The following is a 25562-nucleotide window of genomic DNA, read 5'->3' on the forward strand; positions in this document are numbered from 1 at the left end:
TTATCATCAGATTTGTAGCACGGGCTTCAGCCCGTGGGGCCATGCCAATTGCGCGGGGCTAAAGCACCCGCCTACAGGTTGAGATTCCGATTATTGCGCGGGCTAAAGCACCCGCCTACAGGTTGAGATTACCATTGTTGCGTGGGGCTAAAACACCCAGCCTACATAAATTCTTTTAGATATTGAAACAAATCCCGTGCGGCTTTAGGCGGCTTGTTTGTTTCTTGCTGTTTTTTCGCTTGGCGAGACAACTGTCTTAATTTTTGGCGGTCTAACTCTGGGTGTTCGTTCATTAGGGCATCAATGCCTCTATCACCCTGTAGAACTTTATCTCTAGCTTCTTCCACATGATGAAATTTGCTGGTTTGTTGTCGATGAGCCAACTGCAACTGGTCAAGGGCTAATTGAATAGGTTGGGTGTCTCGATGACGCATCAATTTACCAATTAACTGCAATTGACGGCGGTAACCATCTTTTTTCTTATTAATTTTGCGGGCTAACTCAACTGCCTCGGCCAGCTCTTCATCCATGGGGATTTTGGCTAACGAAGCTGCGCCTAGTTCAACGAGTGCTTCCCCCAATTTCTGGATAGCAAGGCTTTCCTGCTTCAATTGGGTTTTGCTCTTAAATTCTTGTTCTGGACCGTTTTCGGTGAAATTCGTATCGCTCATGATAATGTCTTTAATGTTACACTATGCCAATTGTAACCCAGCTAATACCGCACAGCATTAAAAGTTGTGAAAAGAAAGTGAGTCTTATATGCAAATGGAGCAACAATTAGCCCAAATTCAACAAGCAGTTGAAGATGTTTTGGCATTGGCCAAGCAAAAAGGGGCCAGTCATGCGGAAGCTAGCATGTCTAAAGTCGAGGGGATTTCGGTATCGACTCGATTAAAAGAAGTAGAAACGGTTGAGTTTACCAACGACGGTGGATTGGGCATTAGTGTCTATTTTGGTCAGCGTAAAGGCAGTGCGTCCACCGCAGATTTAAGTATTAGTGCGCTAACCCTTGCAGTGGAAAAAGCCTGCGAAATCGCTAAATATACCAGTGAAGACCCTTTTTCTGGTCCTGCGGATGAAGCCCTAATGGCCTATGATTATCCTGACTTGGATATGTATCATCCCATTGAGCTTGATACTCAACACGGCATACAGCAAGCCATTTTAGCTGAAGAAGCTGCCTTAGGCTTTGATCCTCGAATTACCAATTCAGATGGTGCCTCATATAACGCCAATATTGGTATGAAGGTCTATGGTAATAGTCATGGTTTTATTGGTGGTTATCCAAGTAGTCGTTACAGTCTAAGTTGTGTCGTTATTGGAGAAGATAACGGCGATATGCAGCGCGACTATAGTTACACGGTTAATCGCCAAGCCGGCTTGTTGACTCCTGCAGAGCAAGTAGGTAAAGAAGCTGCTGAATTTACCCTTAGCCGATTAAATGCGCGTAAATTGAAAACCGCGAAAATCCCAGTTATTTTCCATCGCGATGTGGCAGCAGGTTTACTTGGACATTTTGTCAGTGCGATAAGCGGCGGTAGTCTATTCCGTAAGTCCTCTTTCTTGCTAGATAGTTTAGGTACTCAAGTTTTACCAAGTTGGTTTGAAATACAAGAGCGTCCACATATTAAGTCAGGGCTTGCCAGCTCACCTTTCGATAACGAAGGTGTGAAAACCGAAGATATGACTATCGTTAATAAAGGTGTGTTAGATCATTATTTGTTAACTAGCTATTCAGCTCGCAAATTAGGTATGAAAACCAATGGTCACGCTGGTGGCATACATAATTGGTTGATTAAACACACCGGTCATAGTGATGAAGCCTTACTAAAAGAAATGGGTACAGGGCTACTAGTAACCGAATTGATGGGGCAAGGCGTAAACATTGTTACCGGCGATTACTCTCGCGGTGCTGCAGGTTTTTGGGTAGAAAATGGCGTGATCCAATATCCGGTTCACGAAATCACTATCGCAGGCAACTTAAAAGATATGTTGATGAACATTTCTGCCATAGGATCAGTGGCTGAAACTCGAGGGAGCATTCATACTGGCTCAATCTTAGTCAGTGAAATGCAACTGGCGGGTAGTTAATAATAAAACAAAGCCGTCATATAGTTGTCGTGCTTTATGGTTAGTTTCTCAGTAAACAATAAAAAAGGGCTAAAAAGCCCTTTTTTGTTTATATATTATTAGCTAAGCTAATTACATGTCTACAGAACCACAGAAACGGTAACCTTCACCGTGAATGGTAACAATCAAGTCTTCAGAGTTCACTTCTGATTCGAAATGTTTACGTATACGACGAATTGTTACATCAACAGTACGGTCATTAGGACGCAGTTCACGACCTGTCATTTCCATAATCAACTGCTCTCTGGTTAAGATCTTTCCTGGATTACTAAGGAACAAATGTAACGCGCGGAATTCACTACGAGGAAGACGGAATTCGTTTTGACTAGGTGAAATTAAGCTACGGCTGTCGCCATCCAAAATCCAACCATTAAAGCTAACACGACTTGGTAAATCGTCATCTTCATTATTGCTTAAGGTTCTATTTAAAAGATTTCGTGCACGAATAGTCAGCTCTCTAGGGTTGAACGGCTTAGTTAGATAATCATCTGCACCAATTTCCAATCCTAAAATGCGATCAACATCGTTGTCTCTACCAGTTAAGAATATTAAACCAACATTTTTACGGTCTCTAACTTCGCGAGCGAGAATTAGGCCATTTTTTCCTGGCAAATTAATATCCATAACCACTAGGTTAATGTTGTTATTTTCGAAAAAGTCATGCATTTCGCTGCCATCTTCAGCTTCGAATACATTGTAACCTTCCGCTTCAAATAAGCTTTTTAAAGTAGTCCTTGTTACTACTTCATCTTCAACGATTAGTATATTGGGCGTCATTGTTTTTATCCGTTTTATTTCAATATAATTAGTTTAACAGAAAATATCTATTAATCAGGCTATTATCCAGTGAAATTTGTATACTTTAGTAGTCTAGCGCTAAATTTTACAGGTGAATTAGCATACTGCTGTTTATTAATGTAGATTTTTATCTTGCCATCCTCTTCTACAAGGCTAACCAACCCCCCATTGTTGAGAAAATTGATAGTTTCCCCAATAGTGACAATAGATAAGCTGGTTTGTTTCAAATCTTCTTCTAAAATTTTTGATTCACGAGTTTTATCCACAAATATGTAGTTACAACGTTGCTCAAGTGCCGAAGACAAACTGTCTACGGGTTGTAAATCTATTTGTTTTTTGTCGCGGGTTAATAACTCTGATTTTTGTAGCATTAAATAGTGCTTCTGTGGGGCTTGCTCAATCAAGCAAAACTTCAAACTGGTATATCTTTGTTGCCATTCCGAGTAATTAACAACATGCAAAAAGAAGGTCGATCGTATGGACGTTGGCGAAACATCAAAGTCATTATTTTGTGCGTAGACAATCGTACTCCAGGTAACAATAATGAAAATGATTATTCTGCTGATCATAAACTAAAATCCTTTTGGCAAAGCTGCGGAGTCGATTCTTTTCACTGGGAAAAGGATTATAAATTCAACGCCTTTGTCTTCTTCATTGGTGATGGTGATAGAGCCATTCAATGCTTGGGTTATTAAGTTATAAACTAAATGCATGCCTAAACCACTGCCTCCTTGGCCTCGTTTAGTGGTTACAAAAGGATCAAAAATACGTTTTTTAAGGGGTTCCGGAATACCTTTTCCGTCATCTAAATAACGAATTCTAATTTTATTTTCTGAGGCCATATCGATATAGATATCAATTCTACCTTTATCGGTAAATTCAAAGCCATGAATGATTGAATTCATCACTAAGTTCATAATAATCTGGTTTATTGGGCCCGCTTTGGTTTCTATATATAGATCTGTAGGACAATGAATATCAATTACGTGATTGTATTTTTTTAGCTTCGGACGCATAGACATCAATATTTCATCGATTAACTTTGCCACCGAAAATATTCGATTATTTTCGCTTGACTGATCAACCGCCACTTGTTTAAAGCTGGAAATCAGTTCAGCTGCTCGGTTTAAATTACGATAAATGATATTAAGGTTTTCTTGCCCCTCAGTTATGAACTTCGACAGGGTGCTGGCTTTTAAGGTTTTAGCTTCGAACTCAGTTTCAATATGATTAAGCCGATCTAACATCATTGTAGAAGCTGTAACACCTAAACCAATTGGCGTGTTAACTTCGTGGGCAACACCTGCAACCATATCTCCAAGGGATGCCATTTTTTCATTTTGGACCATCTGCCTCTGGAATTGATGCAGTTTTTCTAATGTTTCAATAAGCTCTTGATTGGCCTTTTTCAACGCCACTGTTCGTAGTTGTACCTTTTCTTCTAGGCTGGCATGCAGTTTCTGTTGTTCTTCTTCAGCAAAGTCCCTTTCTTTCAAATAGTGCTGGGTGCGATCGAGCATATCATTGAAAGCAGAGCCCAATATATCCAGCTCTTTAATGTTGGTTACCTCTGCACGCCCTTTGTAATCTCGTTGCCTGGATACCCGTTGTACTATTGCTGCAAGGTTAATTATTGGTGTGGCTAAGGTTTTTTGTAGACGTAATGTCAGTAAATAACAAATTACCAGTATGACTACCAGTGCCGCACAGGTAGTTAATATTGAGCTGGCAATTAAGTCGTTCAATATTTTTGCGGATACACGTAGATAAACATATCCCACTACATCATTATCTATTTCGATTGATTTTACATACTCAAATGCATCTTTTGTTTGAGTGGGCGTTGTTAAAGCGTCAAACCTATCCCACATCATAGGAGTAGGAGCTTGATCGGGACGGTTGTAGCTGGTGAAATAGGTAGGTTCTTGCCCCTCTACTTTTTTGTATATGTAAACAGCCTCAACAAAGTCTGCAGCTTTTAAAATTTGTAAATTTTCTTTCTCAATTGACTCGTCATCGAACTCTAAACTAGTCATTGCATTGTTACTGATAATTTCAGCGTAAAGTACAACCTGCTGAATGAGTTCATTTTTGTAATTAGTGATTTGATTAATTAAAGAAATACTAGAGGTAACAACGAGGGCTAACGTTGTGATGGCCATAACCACCCAAACAATCAGGGTTTTTAAAGATAAGTTTTTTCCGCCAGTTAGCATAAAGATAATCAGTCTTAGTTTGTGGCAATTTTATCACTAAGGATTATAGTGATATAAATTGTTTTAAAAGAAAACACTTAGTCCAATAAAAGTGGAAAGATTTAAATAGCTTGGGCTAAACATGTATTTTTATCAGTTATTTCTCCATAACTGTACTTAACTAACTACTTCCGAATTACTTCAAGTAGCGTTTTTTCATCGATATTTAATTTTACGGATGCTCTAGTTAGTGCGACCATTTGATCCACTTTGCCTGCATCATCACTTGCGGCTATGCGTAATGAGTTAAAATCAGCCATACAAATACACAGCATTTCTCCCTCTTTTACCTCAAATTGTGGGATATCAACGGGAGATCGCTTATACAAAATGTTAGGGCACACGCTAGAACGTTCAGGCAGTTGAATACACTGATCAGGCATGTTTTCTTGTGCATTAACCGTAAAAATCAAGCAACAAGAAAACGAAATCGCCAGTAAAAGACGGTTTAACTTACCCACTAGACAGAGGCTAATATTTCTCAGCATGACTTATAAAGCGCCTCATATTCCAAAGCGGCTTGATGCCAAGTAAATCGTGTGTTCATCCCTCTTAATTTCATTTGATTGAAGCCATCAGGGTATTCATAAAAATGGAGTAGTGCCCGATATATACAACCAAGCAAAGCAGAACTATCTGGGTGTTCAAATACGAATCCAGTGGCAACATCTGGTTGATGAATAACATCAATCACCGTATCTTTTAAACCGCCCACAGCGCGAACAATAGGAATAGTCCCATATGCCAAACTGTACATTTGATTTAAGCCGCAAGGCTCAAACAGTGACGGCATAAGGAAGAAATCACTGCCTGCTTCTAATAGATGTGCCAACTCAACACTGAATGTTTCGATGAAAATGAACTTATCAGGGTGTATTTGCGCGTGTCTATGCAGCACTTCACTTATAGAAGGGTCACCTGTTCCAACAATGAGGAGTTGTACATTGTGTTGTAATAGATCTTCTAGAATGGGCAATATATAACCGAAGCCCTTTTGTTCGGTCAAACGGCAAACCATACCAATTAAAGGCACGTTGGCTTTTTCAGCAAAACCTGCGGTTTCTTGTAATTTGCGTTTACATTCAGCTTTTCCAGCCGGGTTGTTAACATCGAAATTAGCTGGAAGATATTGGTCTGTAGCAGGATCCCACTGACTGTAATCACAGCCATTTAATATCCCTGAAACATCGTTTCGTCGAGCCGAGAATTCGTTATACAACATGTGACTGCCCAAGGTTGTAAGTAGTTCCTGTGCATAGTTGGGACTCACAGTATTAATTTTATCCGCGTAACGGATGCCAATTCGAAGAAAGTTTAGCGCATCTCCATCTAATTGGCTGTGCAGCGCATCATGATGGCTAACATAAGGGATTTCATCCAAGCGATGAGTACCGTGAAAAGCACCATTGTGGATAGTTAACACCGATTTACTGTGGGCAAAAAATCCACTGTTATCGGTTTTCAAAAAGTATGGAGTTAAGGCTGTGTGCCAATCATTACAATGCACAATATCCGGTTGGAAATGGATCGCGCGACTGGTTGCTAACGCGGCATCAGCAAAAAACGCGAAACGTTGTGCGTTGTCGGCAAAAGCATGATAACCGTCAGTATAAAAACCGTCTCGATGAAAATACTCAGGAAAATCTACACAAAAAACAGGTACATCTTGAATATGTATTTGGCGAACATTAAATGAATACGTTTTGTTACTGGAAACAATACCTTCGGAGGCAATTATTGGCGCATCAAATTTATCAGCTAATAACTTATAATAAGGCATCACTATGACGACATCATGCCCTAATTTTTTTAATTCTATGGGCAATGCTTTTGCCACATCAGCCAAGCCACCTGTTTTAGCTAAATCTTCTACTTCTGAAACAACAAAAAGAATCTTCAATATTTATTTCTCCAATTCGTAAACTTGTGAACAACGCTAGTGTTATTTTAGCTCAGATAGCAGGTTACATGGCCACCTAACTGTGTAGCAAGGGACAAGCCAGTATCGGGTCGTCACCTCAGTTGCTCTAGATAATTAGTTTATACTAATAACTGTATTCTATTTTTGCACTCTGTAAAGGTTAAATTTTGATGTTTGTGCCACTGTGGAAAGCGTCGGTAGCGAATCTTTAATGATATCTGGGTAGGGTAAGAAGCGATTGGCTACCAACATCAATGTGCCTTTAGGAAGCAAAGCAAACTTCACTTCTTTAATAAATTTGTCAGTGACGCTGTAATCAGTTTTTATCCCAGTATGAAAAGGTGGATTAGTTAACACAGTATCAAATTTGTGACTTACCTCTGCTAAACCATTGGAGGCGATCACAGTACCTTTAAGATTATTAGCTTCCAAACTGAGTTGGCTACAATAAATTGCTAAGGCGCTTACGTCGCTTAATGTAAGGGTTATCTCAGGGTTATTCTTTGCCGCAAAACAGCCTATTACTCCTGAACCACATGCAAAATCTAACACTTTTCCCGAGAGCTTTTCAGGTAAGTTTTCAATTAACAGTTTGCTGGCTGGATCTAGTGCTCCTGCGTTAAAGATGCCGGGCAGGAAAGCAATTTTGCATTGAGTGTTGTTGACTTGAATTTCTTTGTATTGAACAAAGTTTTCAACATCGAAACTGTGACTATCTTCTATGAGTGCGCAGTACAAACTGCAATGGCGAGCTGAGTCGATTTTGTTTATGCGTTGAGAAACTTTGGCAAACAACTTATCGGCACTCTTAATACCGGATTTATTTTCTCCAACTAAATAGATATTCCCACCAGCTTTAACGCATGCCGCCATGTTGGCAATTAAAAATGCCGCCTGTTCTTTCGACTTAGGCATGTAAATCACTGCGCCATCAAAGGGTTCGTTATTTGACCCTTGCTTATTTAATGCAGTTGCAACAACGGGGTAGTGTGCCGAAAATAGGTGCTTGTTATTTTTGGGGCATTGCTGAAATACATCATAAAACTGATGGAAGCCCAATATGTCTGGATTATCTAAGGCTGCAAAAATATCAGCTTCAGGTGGGTTAACAAATACCCATTTCCCTTGCTCGAATATTTCTTTGTTACGCACCAATACTTGGCTGGTGGGAGATAACATTAGTTTACCCTCGCAAACATCAGATCCCACACACCATGGCCAAGACGATGACCACGTTGCTCAAATTTGGTTAGTGGTCGGTTATCAGGTCGAGGCACATAATCTTGATTTTCTGACAAGTTTTTAAAACCCTCGGCAGCCTGCATCACTTCAAGCATGTGCTCAGCGTAGTTTTCCCAATCCGTAGCCATATGGAAAACACCATCGAGTTTCAATTTGGTACGTAGTTTTTGGACAAATTCAGGTTGAACTATTCTGCGCTTGTGATGACGTTTTTTGTGCCAAGGGTCAGGAAAGAAAAGCTGCAATCTATCAAGGCTTTCATCGGCAATACAATCGGCGAGTACCTCGACCGCGTCATGTTCGAATACCCGTAAGTTTGTGACACCCTGCTCATTGGCTTCTGCCATACAAGTGCCCACACCAGGCCGGTGAACTTCAATGCCAATAAAATCCTTGTCTGGTTCATTGGCCGCCATTTCAACCAAGGACTTGCCCATACCAAAGCCAATTTCTAGCACAACAGGCGCACTGCGACTAAAGACTTCGGTAAAATCGAGTTTCCCATCTGCATGCATCAACCCCATGGTGGGCCAAAACTCTTCAAGGGATTTAGCTTGCCCCTTAGTCAAACGACCTTCTCGTTTAACAAAGCTGCGTACTTTTTGAACGTATACGCCTGCTGCTTCGGCTTCTTCTTGAGTTTTAAATTGGCTCATGCAAATGTTATCTCTTATCTATAAAATGATTATCTAAAAAGTGTGTGCTAAAAACGCGCGGTATTTTACCTCAGAATCAACATCTGCACTAGCTGAAACCTTGTCATTACAAAGGTTGAGGCAAATTACTGGCTTATCAATTTTAGCCTAGTAGTTTGCTCAACTGTTTTGCCACCTCATCGGGTTGAGCAATAAGCATCATATGCCCAGTAGCGTCGATCTGATTATAATCCGCCTTTGATATTGAAGTTGCTAATTCTTGTATTGGTTTCACGGGGGCTACTTGATCCAATTCCCCAGCAATAAAGTGTAGTGGAAAGCGACTAGATTGCAGTTGTGTAGATAAATCAGGTCGTGGCGTTGTGGATTGTATGTGGGCTTTTAACACGCTAGGGCCGAGATCGCTCTCCATCTCTTTTACTATATTGACTAAATCGGAATTTTGCATTTCGGTTGGCGTAAAAAAATGAGCCAGTCTAGCGCTGTTCATGGCAACTGGCTTTTTGTTCTCTATGGTTTTAATCAGCCTTTTACGTTGCTGAATTTCCTGAGCACTGAGCCCGTTTGGACAGTATCCAACGAGTGTTAGCGACGCGATTTTATCTGGGAATTGCAAGGCTGTTAAGGCGGCAATGTAGCCACCCATAGAATAGCCGACCAAATGTACTTTGGATTCAAAGCTATTGATACGATCAGCACTCAAGGCTTGCATCTGCTCTAACGTATCAGCCCACTGCAAGGGCACATAGCTACGCTGGGCGATACTCAGTTGTTTCCACACCGGCATCCAAATCCGTTCATCGCATAAAGTACCGGGAAAAAATATAGTGGGAGTGGTTATTTCAAGCATCATTAATCTATTTCAATAAAATTCTAGTATGATCATAACAAAACCAGTGCGTGAAAACCGCTAAATCAATCAAAGGTAATATGCAAAGTTCAACAATTGACTCGACGTTTAGTCAAAAACTGCTTACTTGGTACCATCAACATGGTAGGAAGGACCTACCTTGGCAACAGGATAAAACCCCGTATCGAGTTTGGGTGTCTGAAATTATGCTGCAGCAAACTCAAGTGAAAACGGTCATTCCGTTTTACCAACGTTTCATGCAAAGGTTTCCCGATGTGCTAGCACTTGCGAATGCACCTGTTGATGATGTTTTACATCTGTGGACAGGGTTAGGTTATTACGCACGGGCTAGGAATTTACACAAGGCCGCGCAGACTGTTCGCGATCTCTATTCCGGTGAATTTCCAGACACCTTAGAGGGCATGGTATCTCTGTCTGGAATAGGACGTTCCACCGCAGGCGCTGTGTTGTCGATAGCCAGTGGCAAACCTATCAGTATTCTCGACGGTAACGTTAAGCGTGTACTTACCCGTTATTTCGGGATCCATGGATGGCCAGGCAGCAAGGCAATCGAGCAACAGCTATGGCAATACGCAGATGATTTAACACCGAACACGGACACTGGGCTGTATACGCAAGCCATCATGGATTTGGGCGCAACTTTGTGTACCCGTTCTAAACCTAACTGCGATGCCTGTCCGGTGCAAACAACCTGTTTGGCTTTTGCCCAAGGTGCTCAAGCTGAGTTACCCACTAAAAAGCCGAAGAAAACTACGCCGGTGCGAACCACAGTTATGCTATTACCCATCTGGCAGGGGCAGGTACTTATATATAAACGTCCCGCTTCGGGAATTTGGGGAGGGCTATTTGGCTTATATGAAGCAGAATCTTTACAAGATGCCCAAAGCAAAGCCCAAAACTTAGCCTTAGGCGATATCCAGATTGAACCACTTGAAGAATTTCGTCATACCTTTAGCCATTTTCACCTTGATATTACACCAGTATTGATGCACCTAAATAAACCACCCGCTGGAAGAGTTGAAGAACAAGAAACCCTTTGGTATGACTTAAATTCACCCGCAAAAGTGGGATTAGCTGCGCCAACCCTTAAACTTTTTAGTACACTACGGAAAAATCTTTAATAGAAATTTTGGAATAGCATTATGAGTAGAACAGTTTTCTGTCAAAAACTTCAAAAAGAAAGTGATGGGTTGGATTTCCAACTATATCCCGGCGAAATCGGTAAAAAAATATTCGATAACATTAGCAAAGAAGCTTGGGCTGAATGGCAAAAAAAACAGACTATGCTGATCAACGAAAATAAGTTGAATATGATGGAACCCCAAGCTAGAAAGTTTTTAGAAGAGCAAATGGTTGGCTATTTGTTCGAAGGAAAAGAACCTGATATCGAAGGGTACGTTCCACCTTCAGCGTAAATTAAACTAAAATACTGATTAAATAGAGGCCTATTTGCTGGGTTTTCGAGCAAACAGACCATAAAACTAAAAATTTATTAAAAATCGGTTGACTTGATAGCCAAGAATCCGTTTAATACGCACCCACGGCGCTACCAAGTATACTTTTTAGTGCTGTGATTTGACGTAAAGTCAGTGCCTCGATAGCTCAGTTGGTAGAGCAGCGGATTGAAAATCCGCGTGTCCCTGGTTCGATCCCGGGTCGAGGCACCATTTATTCCAAGAGCCCTGCATGAAAATGCGGGGCTTTTTCGTTTCAGGGGAAGAGTCGAACCAGTGCCACGCGTCGTGTCCCGCTGCTGCGCGTGCGTATCGATCCCGGGTCGAGGCACCATTTATTCCAAGAGCCCTGCATGAAAATGCGGGGCTTTTTCGTTTCAGGGGAAGAGTCGAACCAGGGCCACGCGTCGTGTCCCGCTGCTGCGCGTGCGTATCGATCCTGGGTCGAGGCACCATTTATTCCAAGAGCCCTGCATGAAAATGCGGGGCTTTTTCGTTTAACCGCTTTTTACAAGAGCTGCTAAACGGCCTGTGACTTCACCATACTCAGCAAGAGTTTCATCGAATATTTGTTTTATGGATTTTGTTTCTTTAATGCGTCCTGCAACTTGTCCTGTCAAGGCTATTCCGGCCTCTAGATCGCCACCAAAATATACCGCTTGTGTGTCTTGGAATTCGCTGAAAATACTTGGTGAACCTTCTTTTAAAATCCGGGTTGAACGCTCGGTGCGCAGTGCTCTTAACGCGGGACCAGGTCCTTTGCGGTTTAAAAACAGAGTGTCAGTTGAATCAGCTGCAATAATCGCGTCTTTCCAGTTTTGATGAACAGGGCTTTCTGTTGCGCTTAAGATTCGGGTGCCCATAAGCACACCATCTGCGCCAAGGGCTAGAGCGGCTGCCATGCTGCGTCCGTCCATAATACCGCCAGCCGCGACTATAGGTACGTTTACCGCCTCACAAACTTGCGGTATCAATACCATGCTCGATACATCGTCAGCGTTTTTGAAGCCGCCACCTTCTCCCCCCTCGACGATGAGCCCGTCAACACCGGCTTCCACCGCTTTTAACGCACCTTTGAAGTTGGGAACAACATGAAATACAGTTAATCCAGCTTCTTTAAGTTGGTTGGTATACTTGGTGGGGTCACCTGCTGATGTGGTAACAAATTTAATACCTTGATCAATAATGAAGTCGAGAATCTTGGGGTCCCGAACAAAGGCTTGGGCAATGTTTACACCGAATGGTTTGTCTGTAAGGTCGCGCATTTTTATAATTTCTTCACGAATTACATCTAGTTCACCTGAACTGGTTTCAATAATGCCCATTCCGCCGGCATTCGACACTGCAGATGACAGCTGTGAACGTGCTATCCAGCCCATGGCTGCTTGTATGATCGGTTTTTCAATTCCGAGCATATCTGTGATGCGGGTATTGACTGTAAAATTTGTCATATCTTTCCTCAGAAATGAATCACGACTAGGGTAGTTGGCGTTATTGTTATAGATTTGTATGTGGTTTTGGTACTTTTTTTCATGAATAGAACGTCTATCAATTGGTTTATTAATGGCTGTAAAGTAGTTTGAATATGTCATTTTCGACGACTCTGCTTTCGAATGTAGTGAGATTATTAGGTTGTCAGTTTTTTTTACAATTTGATGTTTTGGTTAGGGTAAAAATTTTAAACTAATATGGATAACTAATTGAAAATAATTAAAAAAATTAATCTGGCCTAAACTATGCTTATAAGAAGACTGGTGCATAATTTGAGTGAGCATCGGAAGCTTCGGTAGGATTGAAGCGTTACTGAAAAAAATAAACAGGAAGTCAAAATATGATTAAAGTGAAAAAAATAGCATTAGCTGGGATTACATTAACTGCTATGTTGGGTGCGTCTGCTGCAACGGCCGCACCTATATTCATGCAAGGTAATTTCCTATGGACCCAAGTTTCAGATGATGGCACTTTGGGGAACGGAAATGCCATTCCAGGTTTAATTCATGATCCCACTGGAACAGGTACTTTTGATACAGCTAGAGGTGATTACCTCCGACCGGGTACTCCGTTTGAAGGATTTGGTGTTTCGGCTGACCAATTTAGTACTGTAGGTAATAGAAACTCTTCAAGCGATAGCGTAAGTCAGGTGTCTATTGAAGACTTAAGTGGTGGCGCATTTGATAACCACGTTCGTTGGACTGGATCGGCTAACAACGGATTTTTCGATATCGTTCATAACTTTTTCTTCGACGATGACGATGAAAACGTCAATATGACAACCACTATTACTGCAAATAGCGATTTAACTAATTTAGCATTCTCTAGAGCCATTGATCCTGACCCAGATAATTATGCTGGAGGTTCTGCTGCCACAAATAATGAACGTGGGTTGGACTTAAATAATGATGGCGATTACGATGATGCTGGCGAATTGGCGCAAACTGATTTCGTCAGTGCCTCTGGTGTTATCAGTGGTTTAACTATGGGTATGTTTACCGATAGTGATTATGAACATAATACAGGTATAGAGTCTGCTTGTTGTACACAAATCAACCCTGCCGATTACTTAATTGGTGGTGATTTTGCACCAGTAGCGTTTGGTTTCGACTCTTCTAATGACAATGGTATCGGGCTTGGCTTTATGATTGGGGACTTGAATGAAGGGGAGTCAGCAACTCTTAATTATTCTTATGTTTTCGGTGATACAGTAGGTACTGTAGATATTCCAGGAGATGACGATCCTACAGCAGTTCCGGTCCCAGCAACAATTTTATTGTTCGGTATTGGACTTATGGGTATTAATTTACGTAGACGTAACGTTAAATAGAGTACTCAACATCAGATTTTGAGTCTATTTACTCAATTATTGAAAGCCCTAAACAGATTTGTTTGGGGCTTTTTTATTGTTGCTACAATAATAATACTAAAGCTGGGTATACAATTAAAACAAAACCTAAGCATCAGAAAGTTAACCAATAATAACAATACAAAGGCGGAGCTATGGCAACTCCAGAAGAAATGGCACAGACCATGAGGAATAACGTGGAATCGAAAACCGGAAAAACCATGAATGCTTGGTTTGAGGTGATTTCAAAAGGTCAGCAAGAGAAGCACGGGCAAATTGTTAAAATGTTAAAAAGTGAGTATGGGGTTACCCATGGTTTCGCTAATCTAATTGCCAACGATTTTTTAAAGCCTAATGCTGAGTCCTCCGATGACTCAGGGTTGATAGACATTCAATATAGTGGTCCTAAACAAGATTTGAAAGTAATTTACGATAGCATAATTGGAGGGCTGGAAAGTTTTTCAGAAATGCAAATATCCCCTAAAAAATCCTATGTAAGTCTAAGACGAAATAAGCAGTTTGCGTTGATTCAACCCTCTACTAAAACCCGTGTTGATGTAGGTATTAATCTTAAAGGTGTTGAACCTCAAGGTCAGTTGGAAGCTTCTGGTAGCTTTAATTCGATGGTTACTCATCGTGTTAAAATCACTGATATTGCTCAAGTCAATCAAACCCTTTTTGACTGGTTAAAAATGGCCTATGAACAAAGCTAAGATGGCATCTAGCCTATAAGCCTAGTCCAATCTTACACCAAAAGGATTATCGTATCGCTTGTGTTGGTTTTCCACCAATGAATCATGCGCTTATTTTTGTGAAATATCCCAAAAGTGGCTATGGAGGTTGGGTTTTCAGTGTTTGGGCCGACAAAATTAGAATCCATGTAACATCAATCAAACTGTAGCCACGCTGGAGCTTCATATTCAATTCGTATATCGCCTTTGTGGTTCTTCCCTGTGCTGATAGAGCTACTTCTGGCCGTCTAACACCCCTTTTCCTGAAGCGCTGGAGCTCACCGTGGCTCACCTTATGCAGGTTAATGAGGCCTCACAATATAATCATTATTCTAAACCCACGTTATCTAGCACAAATTCAAACTTTCCAAGTGCTGGGCCTGCTACAAATGCAAATCCAGAAAGCTGACTATGATCCAACCCTTTAAACGCGGACAGTGGTAAACGTATACGCTGCCATTGTTGGCTTACTTTAAAGGACTGCGACGGTGGAATACTGGTAGCAGTGGCTGTAAACGACATAACTCTATAATCTCCTTGTGTACCTTTCACATCAAATGCGATATGGGAGTAAGCGGAAATATCTACTCCTATTACTGGCGGCGAAAAATCGCCTACAGCGGCTCCTGCCCAAGGGTAAGGAAAACCAGACTTAACATTTGCTATAACTTTTAAACCGCCGCTGCCAGCAACACCAATATTACCTATCTGGGTAATGGTTGCTTTGGAGTTACCATTGGCATATCCATCGTGGGTATGACCCCAACTGAAGCCTTCGTTAGCTTGTAACGCGCCCTGATTTTCAAAGTCTCCTAATAGTGCGCTTTTAATCGCAATACCATGATTGCTTTGAGCTAGTTTTTGTTGAATTCGAAAGCCGTTTTTCAGTACGTACTTCAGATTAAAAATAGTATCTATATCTAGATTTGGGTCGCCTTCGATAACCACAAGATCAGCGCGTTTTCCCACTTCAATAGTGCCGCGATCTTCTAGGCCAAACTGAGTGGCAGTATCTTGAGTTGCTGCAGCTAAGGCTTCACTGTTGCTTAACCCGGACTCGCTGAGTAAAATAATTTCATGGTAAGCACTTACTCCGTATGCGGTGCCTGGGTTCGGCGAGTCTGAACCTGAAAGTATGGTGACTCCTGCCTGTTTAAATAATTCAACATTTTGTTTGGCAATGGCGAAATCAAACCCACTAGCTGAATGCTCAAAACTAGCTCCCAAGCTTTGTTTTTGTTGCGCAGAAAGCACTCCAGAAATACGCTCATCGGTTATCAATTGACTATTGAAATTTTGCTGATCTGCAGAAGCGATTACCCCTAAGGTTGGAATAATAAATATATCTTTTTCAGCGGCTAAATTTAACACCTCTTCAGAGACTACTTGGTCTGCAAAAATATGTACTAAGCCATCAATGTCCGCTTCAATCAGGTCTTTAGCTGCCTGATAAGTGGAAATATGTGCCAAAACTTTTAGCCCTAATAAATGCCCCTGTTTTATCACTTCTTTCGCGGTTTGCTTGTCTAGACTTGGTACCTCCTGCTGGTTCGGCATGTACACTAATTTGATATAGTCCGCACCTGCTTGTTGTCGCCTTGTGACCCAAGCCGCCACCTCGTCTATGTTTTTAATTGTATCAATGGCGAAGCCATATTGAGTACCATGTCCACCGTCGACTGTAGCTAGAGTACCTGAGCTAAATAAATCCGCCTTGTCGGTTTGCTGTAAATTTTGCCGTTGCTGGATGCTGTCCAATAAGCCTAGTTCACTGGTAAACATATCTAAGTGGGTGGTTACACCAAGACGCAATGCATCTTCAAGGGCGTTGCCATAAGAGTGAGTGTGGGCATCTATTATGCCAGGCAATACTGTGAGGTTTTGCCCTTCTATCAGATCTATATCACCTAGTTTTTGCATATCAATAGAGGAGGATATTTGCGCAATTAAGCCCTCTTTGAGCAAAACATTGGTGTTTTCGATAAATTTTGAACCATCAAATACTCTTATATTTTTTAACAGCAGGGTATTGCCTGAGGTTGCTGCAGAGGGCGCTTGTTGGTTGTCACTGTCTTTATTGGTGGGTAGTATGAATACCAAAGTGATAAGCATAACGATAACAACGGCACTAACGATACTGAATATATATTTAATCATGACTTTTGCTTCCTTTACTGCATTAATGACTGCGTTGTTTCGACCAAGCTATGGCGGTAAATATCAATAAACCAATACTCATCATGCCGACACACATTAAGTTGTAAACGATGTTTCTTTCTCCTGTTGCACCGAGTACAAACAAAGCAATTTCACTTAGATGAAAGGTCGGTAAAAATTGTGCAAATGTTTGCATGCTTTGAGGGAATAACATCATCGGGATCCACAAACCTCCTAGGGCGGCAAGTGCCAAAAATATAATATTGGATATGGCCATGGCAGCGTTTCCGCTGCAAGTAAACCCAATGCTCAAACCAATTAAGATAAACGGAAAAGTGGCTAACAAATGTACGCATAGCATCATTGCCCAAGTGCTTTGGGGAAGGGCAACACCTGCACCAAAGCCGGCGACTAAATATATAATAATCAGCGAAATACTCGAAAAAAGCAGGGTGCTAAATACCTTAGCGCCAATATAACTAAAACCTTGGCTAGGAGCGGCTAACTTTAAGTCTAACCAACCTTTATCTCGTTCATTCGCAACGCTAATTCCAAAACCAAATATGGCTGGCCCCATTACCGCAAACACACCGTAGGTGGCCAGCAAGCCTGCTGCATTTTCATTGCTGCCGGGAAGCATGATGGCAAACAAGGCATAAAACGCCACCGGCATTCCTAGGGTTGGAAATATAAATTCCGGGGCGCGGAAGGCTTTTAGCAATTCGGCGCCAGTTTCTAAAACAAAAGAGTGCAAAATTCTGTTCATGCTTGGTCTCCTTGGCTCAAGGCGCTAAACACATCTTCTAATTTGGGTTGTGCCACAGTTAAGTCACTAAGTTGTGGGTCGAGGTTTAACATTTCCTTGAGTGACTGATTGACATCGACACTGCGTATCTCACTAAATCTCCCCGCGTTTACCACTGAACTCACACCCGTTATGGTCTGCAACACATCCGCGGATATTTGTGTTTCACAGCGGATAACTGAGCCTGTGGTTTGCTTTTTGATATCATTTGGAGAAGCATCGGCGACAATTAAACCCGAATTCATAATCATAATCCGGTCTGCTAAGTTTTCAGCTTCTTCCAAATAATGAGTGGTTAACACTATAGTTTTACCTTGTTCGGCAAACTGTCGAATGATAGCCCACATATTTCGTCTGGCTTCAATGTCTAACCCCGTGGTGGGCTCGTCTAAAAAGATTAATTGCGGGTTACCAACTATGGCTAAGGCAAACTGAGCTCGTCTTTTTTGGCCTCCAGACAATTTTTTATAACGCTTATCTGCGAAGGTTTGCAGTTCACACATGTCGATGGTTTGCTGCACTGAAAAGGGCTTAGGGTAGTAACTGGCAAATAAGGTGATTTGCTCACGAACGGTGAGTAGATCAGGTAAATCAGAATCTTGGAGGATCACACCCACTTGGCGTTTAGCCTGCAAACTACCTGGAGGGTGTCCGATTACCTGTAGATTTCCAGACGAAACTTTCTCTAACCCCAAGGCACATTTAATCAGGGACGTTTTACCCGCACCGTTTTGCCCAAGAATGGCAAACACACCGGCTCCTTGCAGGCTGAAGTTAATTCCTTTTATGGCCGCCACTGGGCCGTAGGACTTTTTAAGATCTTGAGCTAATAATATGGGGGGAGAGTTATCCATTTATACTTCCTGCAAAACAAAATAGTCCATAAACTTTATCGAATTTGCTGTTGCAAACAAGTGACAAAAGTCACGTTTTGTTTTGCAGGAGTAAAAATAGAAATTAAAAGTTAGTTAGCTGGCAATTGCTTTTGCAAAAATGCCAGCATATTGCCGCCCATGACTTTGGCAATACTTTGTTTAGGTACATTTTTTTGTAGTAAAGCCTGGGTGATCACGCTTAATTCACTGCTATCAAAGCTTGTGGTAACGCCTCCATCAAAATCAGAGCCAAGGGAAACATGCTCATCGCCCACCAAATTTATGCCATAAATGATAGCGTCTGCCACGTCGTTTGCGGTAATTTTGCAAATAGCGCCATCCCAATAACCCACAGCTATTAGGCCGCCTCCATCTGCTATCTGTTGCATTAAACTGTCATCTATATTGCGTTTTGATTGGCAGTGACCGTTAAAACCTGTGTGACTGATCACCAAAGGAGCTTGACTGATTGCCAACACGTCTTTCACTGTTTGCTCTGATGAATGGGACACGTCGACAATGATGTCGAGTGCTTGCATTTTTTGCACCGCTTGCTGACCAAATTCAGACAATCCCTTTTGACTAGTGCCATGTAGCGAGCCACCTAGTTTATTGTCAAAAAAGTGCTGCAAGCTCATCATTCTAAAGCCTTTATCATATAACACTTGAATGTTTTCCAACTTACCGTCTAAGGCGTGGGAGCCCTCGGTGCCGAGTAATCCACCTAGTAGTTTGGGAATGCTTTCACGCTTGGCCAAAAATGTCGCCAACGATGACTGTGATGTGACTAACATCAAATCGTCGGGATGTTGATTGGCCATTTGGCTGAGTTTATCTGCCTGATGTATCGCCCGTGCCGTTAAACTTGTCCAAGTTGCCACGGGCCAGCCTTGCACTAAGGACAATTTAGTGATGCTATCGGGCGCATCTGTGGCATTTTCTTCGTAATTGAGTCCTTCGGGGGACTTGGTCACAGTAGTGAACATTTGCAGGGCAACATTGCCTTTTTGTAACCGAGGAATGTCTACATGCCCTAGTTCTGCCTGTTCTGAAATATCCCTATCCCACAACAAGGTATCGGCATGCCAATCACCTACAATCAGTGAGTTGTGAAAGGCTAAAGCACTCGCATCTACACTATTAATAGGGTCTCGTTGTACTTGATTCATCTGCCCTTCAATTACGCCTGGAACAAAAGTCCTTACGCCTGCATAAGCTATTACTACAATCGCTGCCAGGGCAACAACAATCCTTGTTTTTTTCATAAATACTCCGAGTCGAAAATGAGAGGGTTGAACTAATATACGTTACTTCTGAAATACTTTTTGTAAATAAGCATTAAACGCAGGCGTTGCTTCGACGCGCGCCTGAGCAATAACTTTAGCTTCGGGCATCTCATTTAATTTGGCAAGTAATTCTTTAGCACCGGGGGCTTCAGATAGTAAATCAATATCAAATAGCTTTGCGGCGACTTTTGAGGCCAAATCGGCGGAATATAAAAAGAAGATATCTGCTGCGGTTATTTGCTCACCGGCAATATACGGAGAAAACGACGCTGTTCTAGAGATCGCCTGCATGCCATTTAACAATGCACGTTTAACTTCCTTTTTGGTAATTTCTTCACCAGGGACTCCCCAAAATGCTTCGGCATGACAGCGTCTGGAGGGCAACTCAATATAAAGTTCGATCATTTTAACCAGCTCTTTTACCCTGGCTTTTTGATAAGAGTCTTTTGGGTATAAAGCGATGCCAGGATAGTTTTCGTCTAAATATTCTAAAATTACATTGGTTTCAACTAACACTCCATCATCGGTTTGTAATGCTGGGACTTTACCGGTGGGAGCAATTGCCAAATATTCGGGAGTTTGATTAGGGTAGGTGATCACATCTTCACATTCGATGCCTTTTAGGGCGGTTAGCATCTTCACCATATTAAAATAATTGCTTACTGCAAAACCATATAATTTAAGCATAACTTTCTCCAAGCTAATTCATAAAACACCAATGTGACTTTTAATTAATCTAAACTCAACATATCTATATTTATTCATAATCATAAGGGATTCAATGGTATCGCCGAGTGAGGGCTGAGAATTGAGGGTCGAACACCGGAAGTTTACAGGCAAGTCACAACTTTTAATCAGCGCTGCCATTTGCCATACTTAACTGGGATTCATTAAGAGTAAGCTCAATGTGCGGTAGATTCGCAAATCATATTGGTGCAATGCATGGCTGGGCAGATATTTTAGCTGATTGGCCTGCCCAAGCCGAGTTGGGGTTTAACATTGCCCCGACGCAAATGGCGCCTATCATTACCCCAGATGGCTGCGAAGTGTTTCGCTGGGGATTGCTGCCTAGTTGGGTGAAAACAGCCAACACGGAGTTTTCTACCTTCAATGCCAGATTAAAAACCTTGGCAGGAAAACCGTCATTTCAACATGCTTGGCAAACAGGACAACGCTGTATTGTGCCTGCGCTAGGGTATTATGAGTGGCGACAGGAAAATGGTCACAAGCAGGCATACTTTGTGTGTCGAAAAGACGGTAATCCCATATTGTTTGGTGGACTGTATGAAAGTCCAAGGCAAGATGCGCCAGGTTCATTTACGATTATCACTCGCCCATCTGAAGGTCATTTAACTCCGCTTCATCACGCTATGCCACTGATGTTTGATGAGCAACTGGCTCGTCAGTGGTTTACCGCCGAGCAGCAACAAAGTGAAGAAATTGCTTGGCTTCCCTATGCCGATGATTATCAATACTACCCCGTATCTAGCAAAGTCAATAAAGCCAGCAACCAAGGTCCAGAACTGATTCAAGAAGTTGCTCCAGAAAGTCAAATTCAACAAGGGTTTGGTTTTTAAATTGGCCCATTAAAGGTTAGCCTAGGCGACCATCAGGTCGAGGGCTAGTCAAAATTTTCCAATAGCCAAGCACGTAAATCAAATAGGCAAACACCCAAAATATCGCTGCAACTAAATACATATTTACACTGGTGTATGCTTGTAGGTATTGAACTGCTAGGCGACTGAGCCCAGCCAAAATAATCAATACAAATGCAATCTTCATACTCCAGTGGGGTTGTAGTGATCGGCCTGTGTGGCCTAAGGAAATTCGCGCGATCATAGCTAATATAATTGAACTAATCGCCCCAGCGGTTAAACCGTGTAAAGCGGTTGATGCAGATATATTGCCACCGGCAAAATACAGGGCAAACAAAGCCAAACTAATAGGTACAAACCAATAGGCCAAATGTAACGACCAAACTAAAGGAGTGCCAAAGGTTACCTGAGGGCGCCAGCGTATTGCACGAATGCTATGGCAAAGCGCAGCAAATCCAAATACCCATGCGATAATTGTTTTAGGCAAATAGCTGGATAGGTTAGTTAGATATAATAAGGCTATCGTTAATGTAACGCCAATTACCGCTTTTTCCAGCCAAGCTAGGTTGGCGACTTTTTCAGTTTTTGTACCATTTGCAGTGAACATAGGAAACACGCGCCCAGCGATAATGCTAATGATAAGGGTAATCGTCATCACAGTGCTATGGGCGCCCCATCGATAATATTCAGGTTGTTGAGCTAACACCGACCAATGGGTGAGAAGGTTACCGGCCACCAGTAATATCAACACGGGGACGAAGATCAGGTTTCTATATTGTTTTACCTTTAATACTAATTGCCCCATAAATATGGCGGCTAAAACTAAAAAGCTGATGTCTACAATAGCCGTTAACCACTGATAGGATGTTGGGTTAATGAAAAGCAACAAGCGGCCTGCTAACCACAATGTAAACAGTGCGATTAACGACTTTCCATGGGTAGCTCGTAGCCCCGTCCAGTTTTGCACCGCGGTTAATAGAAAACCAACAATAATGGCAGCGACAAAACCAAATAGCATTTCATGGGCATGCCAAAAATACACACCGCCGTAAGGTGAAATCGAAAGGTTTCCAGTTAACACTAATGCCCAAATCACCATACTAAAGATGGCAAAAATACTTCCCATTAAAAATAACGGTCTAAATGCTTGTCGCCAAATGGCGGGTATGGCTTGTTCAGCTTTAGGTTCGGAAATATTCATTGTTGGCAGTTAACCTTATAAGGTACTTTTAAAATGTATCTTTTATAAGGTGCATATTAAAAGTATCATATGGGTGTGTCAATTCTATACTTACTCTAATCATTTTTAGGCAAGCAAAAATGCAATTAACTCGATATACCGACTATGGCTTACGTACACTTATTTATTTAGCCTTGTTACCCGCCGGTCGCAAGGCAAGTATTGATGAAATTAGTCAAACCTATGCTATTTCTCGAAATAATCTAAATAAAATTGTGCATCAGTTGGGTAAAGCAAAAGTCATTCAAACTCAAAGAGGAAAGGGGGGCGGTATGTTTTTAAATCTGCCTGCAGACAAAATAAATATTGCTGAAATGGTACTGCTATTGGAAAACACCATGCAAGTGGTTGAGTGCAATAAACCCACTTGCTGTATTTCCCCTGCTTGCAAATTAAAGGGCATATTTGCTGATGCCACTCAAGCCTTTGTCACTAGCTTACGGGGCTATTATTTAAGTGACCTATTAGTCGACGAACAAAAATCCTTGTTGAAAATATCGGTTTCGTAAACCTAATTTATAATAGTTATCGGGCTTATTTTGCGCCACAGGAATTAACTGAATGAAATTAACAGTACCTCCTCTAATAGTTGTAATTTCAACAGGCAGCTTAATGCAAGTTAGCGCTATTGTATGGCCATTTGCTCAGTTCAATATTACCAATAGTATCCATTTAATTCTGACTGCTTTACTCGGTTTGGGCGGGGCATGCATTGCTTTATTCGGGGTTTTTGAGTTTCGCAAAGCCAACACTACTGTGGATCCTCGAAACCCGCATAAATCTCAACGTTTAGTTGATACTGGGATTTATAAATTTAGCCGCAATCCCATGTATTTAGGATTTTTATGTCTAATCCTATGCTGGTGGCTGTTGATAAAAAATTTTACCTCTTTTATATTTATCCCAATATTTATTATTTATATAAATCAGTACCAGATTAAGCCCGAAGAAGATGCCCTTAACAAAAAGTTTGGACGGCTTTACTCAGAATATTGTAAGCGGGTTCGTCGATGGATTTAGTCGCGACATGGGATGATTAAATCAATCAAGGGATGATCTAATATAGTTTTTTGCCAAGCTCTTTATTGATTTTCCTGGTTTGTCACCTAAGCTAAATGACTAGACTTAGGTAAGTCATATATTTCAAACATAGTTAAAAGGATTTTCATTATTGCTAACAGTGCGTTTACTCGGCACCATCGGCAACCTCGCTTTTATTGCCACTATCGGCCTGCTTATTTTTAGTATTTTTGCCGGTCCGCAAACCGTTGAAGGAGACCCTGACGGCCTAATTGTTTCTATGACAATGCCCGGATACCGTGGGTGGGTTTGGACCTTAAGTGGTATTAGTTTCGGAGTCGGTGTGCTTAGTGCGGTTTTAAGTGGTCTGTGCGCTGCAGTGGTGTCTTGGGAATACCAAATCAGCAAGGATTAAACGCCGAGCTACTGCCCAAAATGTAGTGGCTGATAGCAATCTAATTACAGACGAATTACTGGCGAATTGAATACGGAATTGCCATTTGATTTTAATGATCTTCAGGTAAATCTCTTAACAAAGGGGGCTTGCATTTCTGCGGCAAGCTCTCTTTTGGCGTAAATGAATAATCTGATAGTTAGATTTCTGCTAAACGCTAAAAAGCTTAAATAATCATCTATAACCCCTTTAATTTTACCTACTTACACCCATTTATATTTTATCTAGATTAGGAATTAGAAATTTACATAAATGGAAATACTCAGTGAGCTCGGGAGTTATCGCAAAGAAGTTATTGGACTTATTGCGTTGCTGTTATTTCCTCTGCTTTTCATTGTGTTAAGTAAACTGATTCGGTGGGCAAAAAGAAATTCCAAGGGGGCCTTTGTTTTTTTAGCGGTATTTCCGCTGATTTCCCTATTTCCTATTCCCCCTTCAGCAACAGAAAGTTTAGATAAACAAAAACGTGAGCAAATAAAACGCAGTGAAGAATCTGGTGATCCACCCGATGCAGATGATGAAAACCTGAACAAGCAAAGTTGATGACATAGCCAAGCCCATTTGTTGGCTAGTGTTAACAGACAAAGGATAAGAGTCCATTGGTTTCTTTCCGTTTATTGTGAATAACGAGGTGTCTAATGTGGGATGAAAGATACGCTGACAAAGACTATGCTTATGGCAAACAACCAAATAGTTTTTTAGCTGAGCAATACCGAGTAATGCCAAAAGGTAAGATTTTAAGCCTAGCCGAAGGTGAGGGACGAAATGCAGTGTTTCTGGCCAAACAAGGCTATTCGGTAACGGCGGTTGATGGTTCTGCGGTAGGGTTGGAAAAAGCGTCGATTCTGGCGGCAGAGAATGGAGTTGAAATCGAACTTATTCATGCCGATTTAGCCGAATTTGAAATCTGCGAAGGTACATGGGATGGCATTATTTCCATTTTCTGTCCTTTACCCACTGAATTGCGAAGCAGTGTCTATAAAAGTGCAGTGCAAGGGCTTAAAACTGGCGGCGTATTTTTGTTAGAAGCCTACACGCCCGAGCAATTGCAACATGGGACTGGAGGTGGAAAGTCCATTGACTCAATGACGACCAAAGAATCAATATTCTCGGATCTAGAAGGTCTGAATTTCAACTACTTGAAAGAGGTTGAACGAGACGTTATTGAAGGCAAATATCATACTGGGAAAGGCGCTGTGATACAGGTAATAGCGACTAAACAAGGCTAACAAG

The 25562-nt window shown here is 41.5% G+C and carries 27 protein-coding genes and 1 tRNA gene; 12 read left to right on the plus strand and 16 right to left on the minus strand.

What is annotated here, in order from left to right; translation table 11 throughout:
• Positions 1-161: 161 nt before the first annotated feature.
• Complete coding sequence (yjgA, locus tag AB6T38_RS16315; protein WP_372548315.1) at positions 162-671, minus strand: ribosome biogenesis factor YjgA; 510 nt, start codon at positions 669-671, stop codon at positions 162-164.
• Between the two features lie 88 nt (positions 672-759).
• On the opposite strand from yjgA, the gene pmbA reads away from it, so the two are divergent.
• Complete coding sequence (pmbA, locus tag AB6T38_RS16320; RefSeq protein ID WP_372548316.1) at positions 760-2091, plus strand: metalloprotease PmbA; 1332 nt, start codon at positions 760-762, stop codon at positions 2089-2091.
• A gap of 111 nt (positions 2092-2202) precedes the next feature.
• Here pmbA and arcA read toward each other — a convergent pair whose 3' ends face one another.
• The 8 genes from arcA to AB6T38_RS16360 all read right to left on the minus strand — a co-directional run bounded on the left by arcA (position 2203) and on the right by AB6T38_RS16360 (position 9855).
• Positions 2203-2907: a two-component system response regulator ArcA gene (gene arcA / locus AB6T38_RS16325; RefSeq protein ID WP_348492301.1), complete on the minus strand. Its 705-nt coding sequence runs from the start codon at positions 2905-2907 to the stop codon at positions 2203-2205.
• A 62-nt stretch (positions 2908-2969) separates the two neighbouring features.
• Positions 2970-3497 carry a YfiR family protein gene (locus AB6T38_RS16330; RefSeq protein WP_372548317.1) on the minus strand — a complete coding sequence of 176 codons (528 nt, stop codon included), beginning with the start codon at positions 3495-3497 and terminating at the stop codon, positions 2970-2972.
• A gap of 3 nt (positions 3498-3500) precedes the next feature.
• Positions 3501-5144 carry an ATP-binding protein gene (locus tag AB6T38_RS16335; RefSeq protein ID WP_372548318.1) on the minus strand — a complete coding sequence of 548 codons (1644 nt, stop codon included), beginning with the start codon at positions 5142-5144 and terminating at the stop codon, positions 3501-3503.
• Between the two features lie 164 nt (positions 5145-5308).
• Positions 5309-5671: a hypothetical protein gene (locus AB6T38_RS16340; RefSeq protein WP_372548319.1), complete on the minus strand. Its 363-nt coding sequence runs from the start codon at positions 5669-5671 to the stop codon at positions 5309-5311.
• A complete protein-coding gene (gene glgA, locus AB6T38_RS16345) occupies positions 5665-7083 on the minus strand; it encodes a glycogen synthase GlgA (RefSeq protein WP_372548320.1) in 1419 nt (472 codons plus the stop codon). The genes AB6T38_RS16340 and glgA overlap by 7 nt, the downstream gene beginning before the upstream one ends.
• A 159-nt stretch (positions 7084-7242) precedes the next feature.
• The gene (locus tag AB6T38_RS16350) at positions 7243-8283 is read right to left on the minus strand and encodes a methyltransferase (protein ID WP_372548321.1); all 1041 of its coding nucleotides are present in this window, start codon (positions 8281-8283) and stop codon (positions 7243-7245) included.
• Positions 8283-9002, minus strand: coding sequence for a tRNA (guanosine(46)-N7)-methyltransferase TrmB (gene trmB / locus AB6T38_RS16355; RefSeq protein ID WP_372548322.1), 720 nt, complete (start codon positions 9000-9002; stop codon positions 8283-8285). Before trmB ends, AB6T38_RS16350 begins: the two co-directional genes overlap by 1 nt.
• Positions 9003-9144: 142 nt before the next feature.
• Entirely contained in the window at positions 9145-9855 is a 711-nt protein-coding gene (locus tag AB6T38_RS16360; RefSeq protein ID WP_372548323.1) for an alpha/beta fold hydrolase, read from the minus strand.
• 77 nt (positions 9856-9932) lie between these two features.
• Between AB6T38_RS16360 and mutY the strand changes: the two genes are divergently transcribed.
• The 3 genes from mutY (at position 9933) to AB6T38_RS16375 (ending at position 11540) form a co-directional block, all read left to right on the plus strand.
• Positions 9933-10994, plus strand: a complete 1062-nt coding sequence (mutY, locus tag AB6T38_RS16365) for an A/G-specific adenine glycosylase (RefSeq protein WP_372548324.1) — start codon at positions 9933-9935, stop codon at positions 10992-10994.
• Between the two features lie 21 nt (positions 10995-11015).
• Positions 11016-11288 (plus strand): oxidative damage protection protein, encoded by a 273-nt coding sequence (locus AB6T38_RS16370; protein ID WP_348492310.1) that lies wholly within the window; start codon positions 11016-11018, stop codon positions 11286-11288.
• 176 nt (positions 11289-11464) lie between these two features.
• Positions 11465-11540, plus strand: a tRNA-Phe gene (locus AB6T38_RS16375).
• A 284-nt stretch (positions 11541-11824) separates the two neighbouring features.
• On the opposite strand, the gene AB6T38_RS16380 is transcribed toward AB6T38_RS16375, so the two are convergent.
• On the minus strand, positions 11825-12778 hold the full coding sequence (locus AB6T38_RS16380; RefSeq protein ID WP_372548325.1) for an NAD(P)H-dependent flavin oxidoreductase: 954 nt from the start codon (positions 12776-12778) through the stop codon (positions 11825-11827).
• A 380-nt stretch (positions 12779-13158) separates the two neighbouring features.
• On the opposite strand from AB6T38_RS16380, the gene AB6T38_RS16385 reads away from it, so the two are divergent.
• Both AB6T38_RS16385 and AB6T38_RS16390 read left to right on the plus strand, forming a co-directional pair.
• On the plus strand, positions 13159-14148 hold the full coding sequence (locus tag AB6T38_RS16385; protein WP_372548326.1) for a PEP-CTERM sorting domain-containing protein: 990 nt from the start codon (positions 13159-13161) through the stop codon (positions 14146-14148).
• A gap of 173 nt (positions 14149-14321) precedes the next feature.
• The gene (locus tag AB6T38_RS16390; protein WP_372548327.1) at positions 14322-14879 is read left to right on the plus strand and encodes a DUF5655 domain-containing protein; all 558 of its coding nucleotides are present in this window, start codon (positions 14322-14324) and stop codon (positions 14877-14879) included.
• 345 nt (positions 14880-15224) lie between these two features.
• Here the strand turns inward: AB6T38_RS16390 and AB6T38_RS16395 are convergent, their stop codons facing one another.
• The 5 genes from AB6T38_RS16395 to AB6T38_RS16415 all read right to left on the minus strand — a co-directional run bounded on the left by AB6T38_RS16395 (position 15225) and on the right by AB6T38_RS16415 (position 20707).
• Positions 15225-17054, minus strand: coding sequence for an amidohydrolase family protein (locus AB6T38_RS16395; RefSeq protein ID WP_372548329.1), 1830 nt, complete (start codon positions 17052-17054; stop codon positions 15225-15227).
• Between the two features lie 22 nt (positions 17055-17076).
• Complete coding sequence (locus AB6T38_RS16400) at positions 17077-17820, minus strand: ABC transporter permease (protein ID WP_372548330.1); 744 nt, start codon at positions 17818-17820, stop codon at positions 17077-17079.
• Positions 17817-18713 (minus strand): ABC transporter ATP-binding protein, encoded by an 897-nt coding sequence (locus AB6T38_RS16405; RefSeq protein WP_372548332.1) that lies wholly within the window; start codon positions 18711-18713, stop codon positions 17817-17819. Before AB6T38_RS16405 ends, AB6T38_RS16400 begins: the two co-directional genes overlap by 4 nt.
• A 110-nt stretch (positions 18714-18823) precedes the next feature.
• Positions 18824-19999, minus strand: coding sequence for a dipeptidase (locus tag AB6T38_RS16410; protein WP_372548333.1), 1176 nt, complete (start codon positions 19997-19999; stop codon positions 18824-18826).
• A 42-nt stretch (positions 20000-20041) separates the two neighbouring features.
• Positions 20042-20707 (minus strand): glutathione S-transferase family protein, encoded by a 666-nt coding sequence (locus AB6T38_RS16415; RefSeq protein ID WP_372548334.1) that lies wholly within the window; start codon positions 20705-20707, stop codon positions 20042-20044.
• Between the two features lie 218 nt (positions 20708-20925).
• Here AB6T38_RS16415 and AB6T38_RS16420 point away from each other — a divergent pair, with 218 nt between their 5' ends.
• Positions 20926-21597 carry an SOS response-associated peptidase gene (locus AB6T38_RS16420; protein ID WP_372548335.1) on the plus strand — a complete coding sequence of 224 codons (672 nt, stop codon included), beginning with the start codon at positions 20926-20928 and terminating at the stop codon, positions 21595-21597.
• A 16-nt stretch (positions 21598-21613) separates the two neighbouring features.
• Here AB6T38_RS16420 and AB6T38_RS16425 read toward each other — a convergent pair whose 3' ends face one another.
• Positions 21614-22816, minus strand: coding sequence for an NnrS family protein (locus AB6T38_RS16425; RefSeq protein ID WP_372548336.1), 1203 nt, complete (start codon positions 22814-22816; stop codon positions 21614-21616).
• A 119-nt stretch (positions 22817-22935) separates the two neighbouring features.
• On the opposite strand from AB6T38_RS16425, the gene AB6T38_RS16430 reads away from it, so the two are divergent.
• The 5 genes from AB6T38_RS16430 (at position 22936) to AB6T38_RS16450 (ending at position 25558) form a co-directional block, all read left to right on the plus strand.
• Positions 22936-23364, plus strand: a complete 429-nt coding sequence (locus AB6T38_RS16430; protein ID WP_372548337.1) for an Rrf2 family transcriptional regulator — start codon at positions 22936-22938, stop codon at positions 23362-23364.
• Between the two features lie 52 nt (positions 23365-23416).
• On the plus strand, positions 23417-23875 hold the full coding sequence (locus AB6T38_RS16435; RefSeq protein ID WP_372548339.1) for an isoprenylcysteine carboxylmethyltransferase family protein: 459 nt from the start codon (positions 23417-23419) through the stop codon (positions 23873-23875).
• Between the two features lie 151 nt (positions 23876-24026).
• The gene (locus tag AB6T38_RS16440) at positions 24027-24290 is read left to right on the plus strand and encodes a hypothetical protein (RefSeq protein WP_372548340.1); all 264 of its coding nucleotides are present in this window, start codon (positions 24027-24029) and stop codon (positions 24288-24290) included.
• A 291-nt stretch (positions 24291-24581) separates the two neighbouring features.
• Positions 24582-24872, plus strand: a complete 291-nt coding sequence (locus tag AB6T38_RS16445) for a hypothetical protein (RefSeq protein ID WP_372548341.1) — start codon at positions 24582-24584, stop codon at positions 24870-24872.
• Positions 24873-24967: 95 nt separating this feature from the next.
• Positions 24968-25558, plus strand: a complete 591-nt coding sequence (locus tag AB6T38_RS16450) for a class I SAM-dependent methyltransferase (RefSeq protein ID WP_372548342.1) — start codon at positions 24968-24970, stop codon at positions 25556-25558.
• Positions 25559-25562: the final 4 nt, after the last annotated feature.

The sequence above is a fragment of the Aliiglaciecola sp. SL4 genome (assembly GCF_041538045.1).
Classification (GTDB): domain Bacteria; phylum Pseudomonadota; class Gammaproteobacteria; order Enterobacterales; family Alteromonadaceae; genus Aliiglaciecola.

What these genes read in the sequence shown, in the direction of transcription:
- yjgA (WP_372548315.1), bottom strand. Translation starts at nt 671, where the DNA reads ATGAGCGATACGAATTTCACCGAAAACGGTCCAGAACAAGAATTTAAG.
- pmbA (WP_372548316.1), top strand. Translation starts at nt 760, where the DNA reads ATGCAAATGGAGCAACAATTAGCCCAAATTCAACAAGCAGTTGAAGAT.
- arcA (WP_348492301.1), bottom strand. Translation starts at nt 2,907, where the DNA reads ATGACGCCCAATATACTAATCGTTGAAGATGAAGTAGTAACAAGGACT.
- AB6T38_RS16330 (WP_372548317.1), bottom strand. Translation starts at nt 3,497, where the DNA reads ATGATCAGCAGAATAATCATTTTCATTATTGTTACCTGGAGTACGATT.
- AB6T38_RS16335 (WP_372548318.1), bottom strand. Translation starts at nt 5,144, where the DNA reads ATGCTAACTGGCGGAAAAAACTTATCTTTAAAAACCCTGATTGTTTGG.
- AB6T38_RS16340 (WP_372548319.1), bottom strand. Translation starts at nt 5,671, where the DNA reads ATGCTGAGAAATATTAGCCTCTGTCTAGTGGGTAAGTTAAACCGTCTT.
- AB6T38_RS16350 (WP_372548321.1), bottom strand. Translation starts at nt 8,283, where the DNA reads ATGTTATCTCCCACCAGCCAAGTATTGGTGCGTAACAAAGAAATATTC.
- trmB (WP_372548322.1), bottom strand. Translation starts at nt 9,002, where the DNA reads ATGAGCCAATTTAAAACTCAAGAAGAAGCCGAAGCAGCAGGCGTATAC.
- AB6T38_RS16360 (WP_372548323.1), bottom strand. Translation starts at nt 9,855, where the DNA reads ATGATGCTTGAAATAACCACTCCCACTATATTTTTTCCCGGTACTTTA.
- mutY (WP_372548324.1), top strand. Translation starts at nt 9,933, where the DNA reads ATGCAAAGTTCAACAATTGACTCGACGTTTAGTCAAAAACTGCTTACT.
- AB6T38_RS16370 (WP_348492310.1), top strand. Translation starts at nt 11,016, where the DNA reads ATGAGTAGAACAGTTTTCTGTCAAAAACTTCAAAAAGAAAGTGATGGG.
- AB6T38_RS16380 (WP_372548325.1), bottom strand. Translation starts at nt 12,778, where the DNA reads ATGACAAATTTTACAGTCAATACCCGCATCACAGATATGCTCGGAATT.
- AB6T38_RS16385 (WP_372548326.1), top strand. Translation starts at nt 13,159, where the DNA reads ATGATTAAAGTGAAAAAAATAGCATTAGCTGGGATTACATTAACTGCT.
- AB6T38_RS16390 (WP_372548327.1), top strand. Translation starts at nt 14,322, where the DNA reads ATGGCAACTCCAGAAGAAATGGCACAGACCATGAGGAATAACGTGGAA.
- AB6T38_RS16395 (WP_372548329.1), bottom strand. Translation starts at nt 17,054, where the DNA reads ATGATTAAATATATATTCAGTATCGTTAGTGCCGTTGTTATCGTTATG.
- AB6T38_RS16400 (WP_372548330.1), bottom strand. Translation starts at nt 17,820, where the DNA reads ATGAACAGAATTTTGCACTCTTTTGTTTTAGAAACTGGCGCCGAATTG.
- AB6T38_RS16405 (WP_372548332.1), bottom strand. Translation starts at nt 18,713, where the DNA reads ATGGATAACTCTCCCCCCATATTATTAGCTCAAGATCTTAAAAAGTCC.
- AB6T38_RS16410 (WP_372548333.1), bottom strand. Translation starts at nt 19,999, where the DNA reads ATGAAAAAAACAAGGATTGTTGTTGCCCTGGCAGCGATTGTAGTAATA.
- AB6T38_RS16415 (WP_372548334.1), bottom strand. Translation starts at nt 20,707, where the DNA reads ATGCTTAAATTATATGGTTTTGCAGTAAGCAATTATTTTAATATGGTG.
- AB6T38_RS16420 (WP_372548335.1), top strand. Translation starts at nt 20,926, where the DNA reads ATGTGCGGTAGATTCGCAAATCATATTGGTGCAATGCATGGCTGGGCA.
- AB6T38_RS16425 (WP_372548336.1), bottom strand. Translation starts at nt 22,816, where the DNA reads ATGAATATTTCCGAACCTAAAGCTGAACAAGCCATACCCGCCATTTGG.
- AB6T38_RS16430 (WP_372548337.1), top strand. Translation starts at nt 22,936, where the DNA reads ATGCAATTAACTCGATATACCGACTATGGCTTACGTACACTTATTTAT.
- AB6T38_RS16435 (WP_372548339.1), top strand. Translation starts at nt 23,417, where the DNA reads ATGAAATTAACAGTACCTCCTCTAATAGTTGTAATTTCAACAGGCAGC.
- AB6T38_RS16445 (WP_372548341.1), top strand. Translation starts at nt 24,582, where the DNA reads ATGGAAATACTCAGTGAGCTCGGGAGTTATCGCAAAGAAGTTATTGGA.
- AB6T38_RS16450 (WP_372548342.1), top strand. Translation starts at nt 24,968, where the DNA reads ATGTGGGATGAAAGATACGCTGACAAAGACTATGCTTATGGCAAACAA.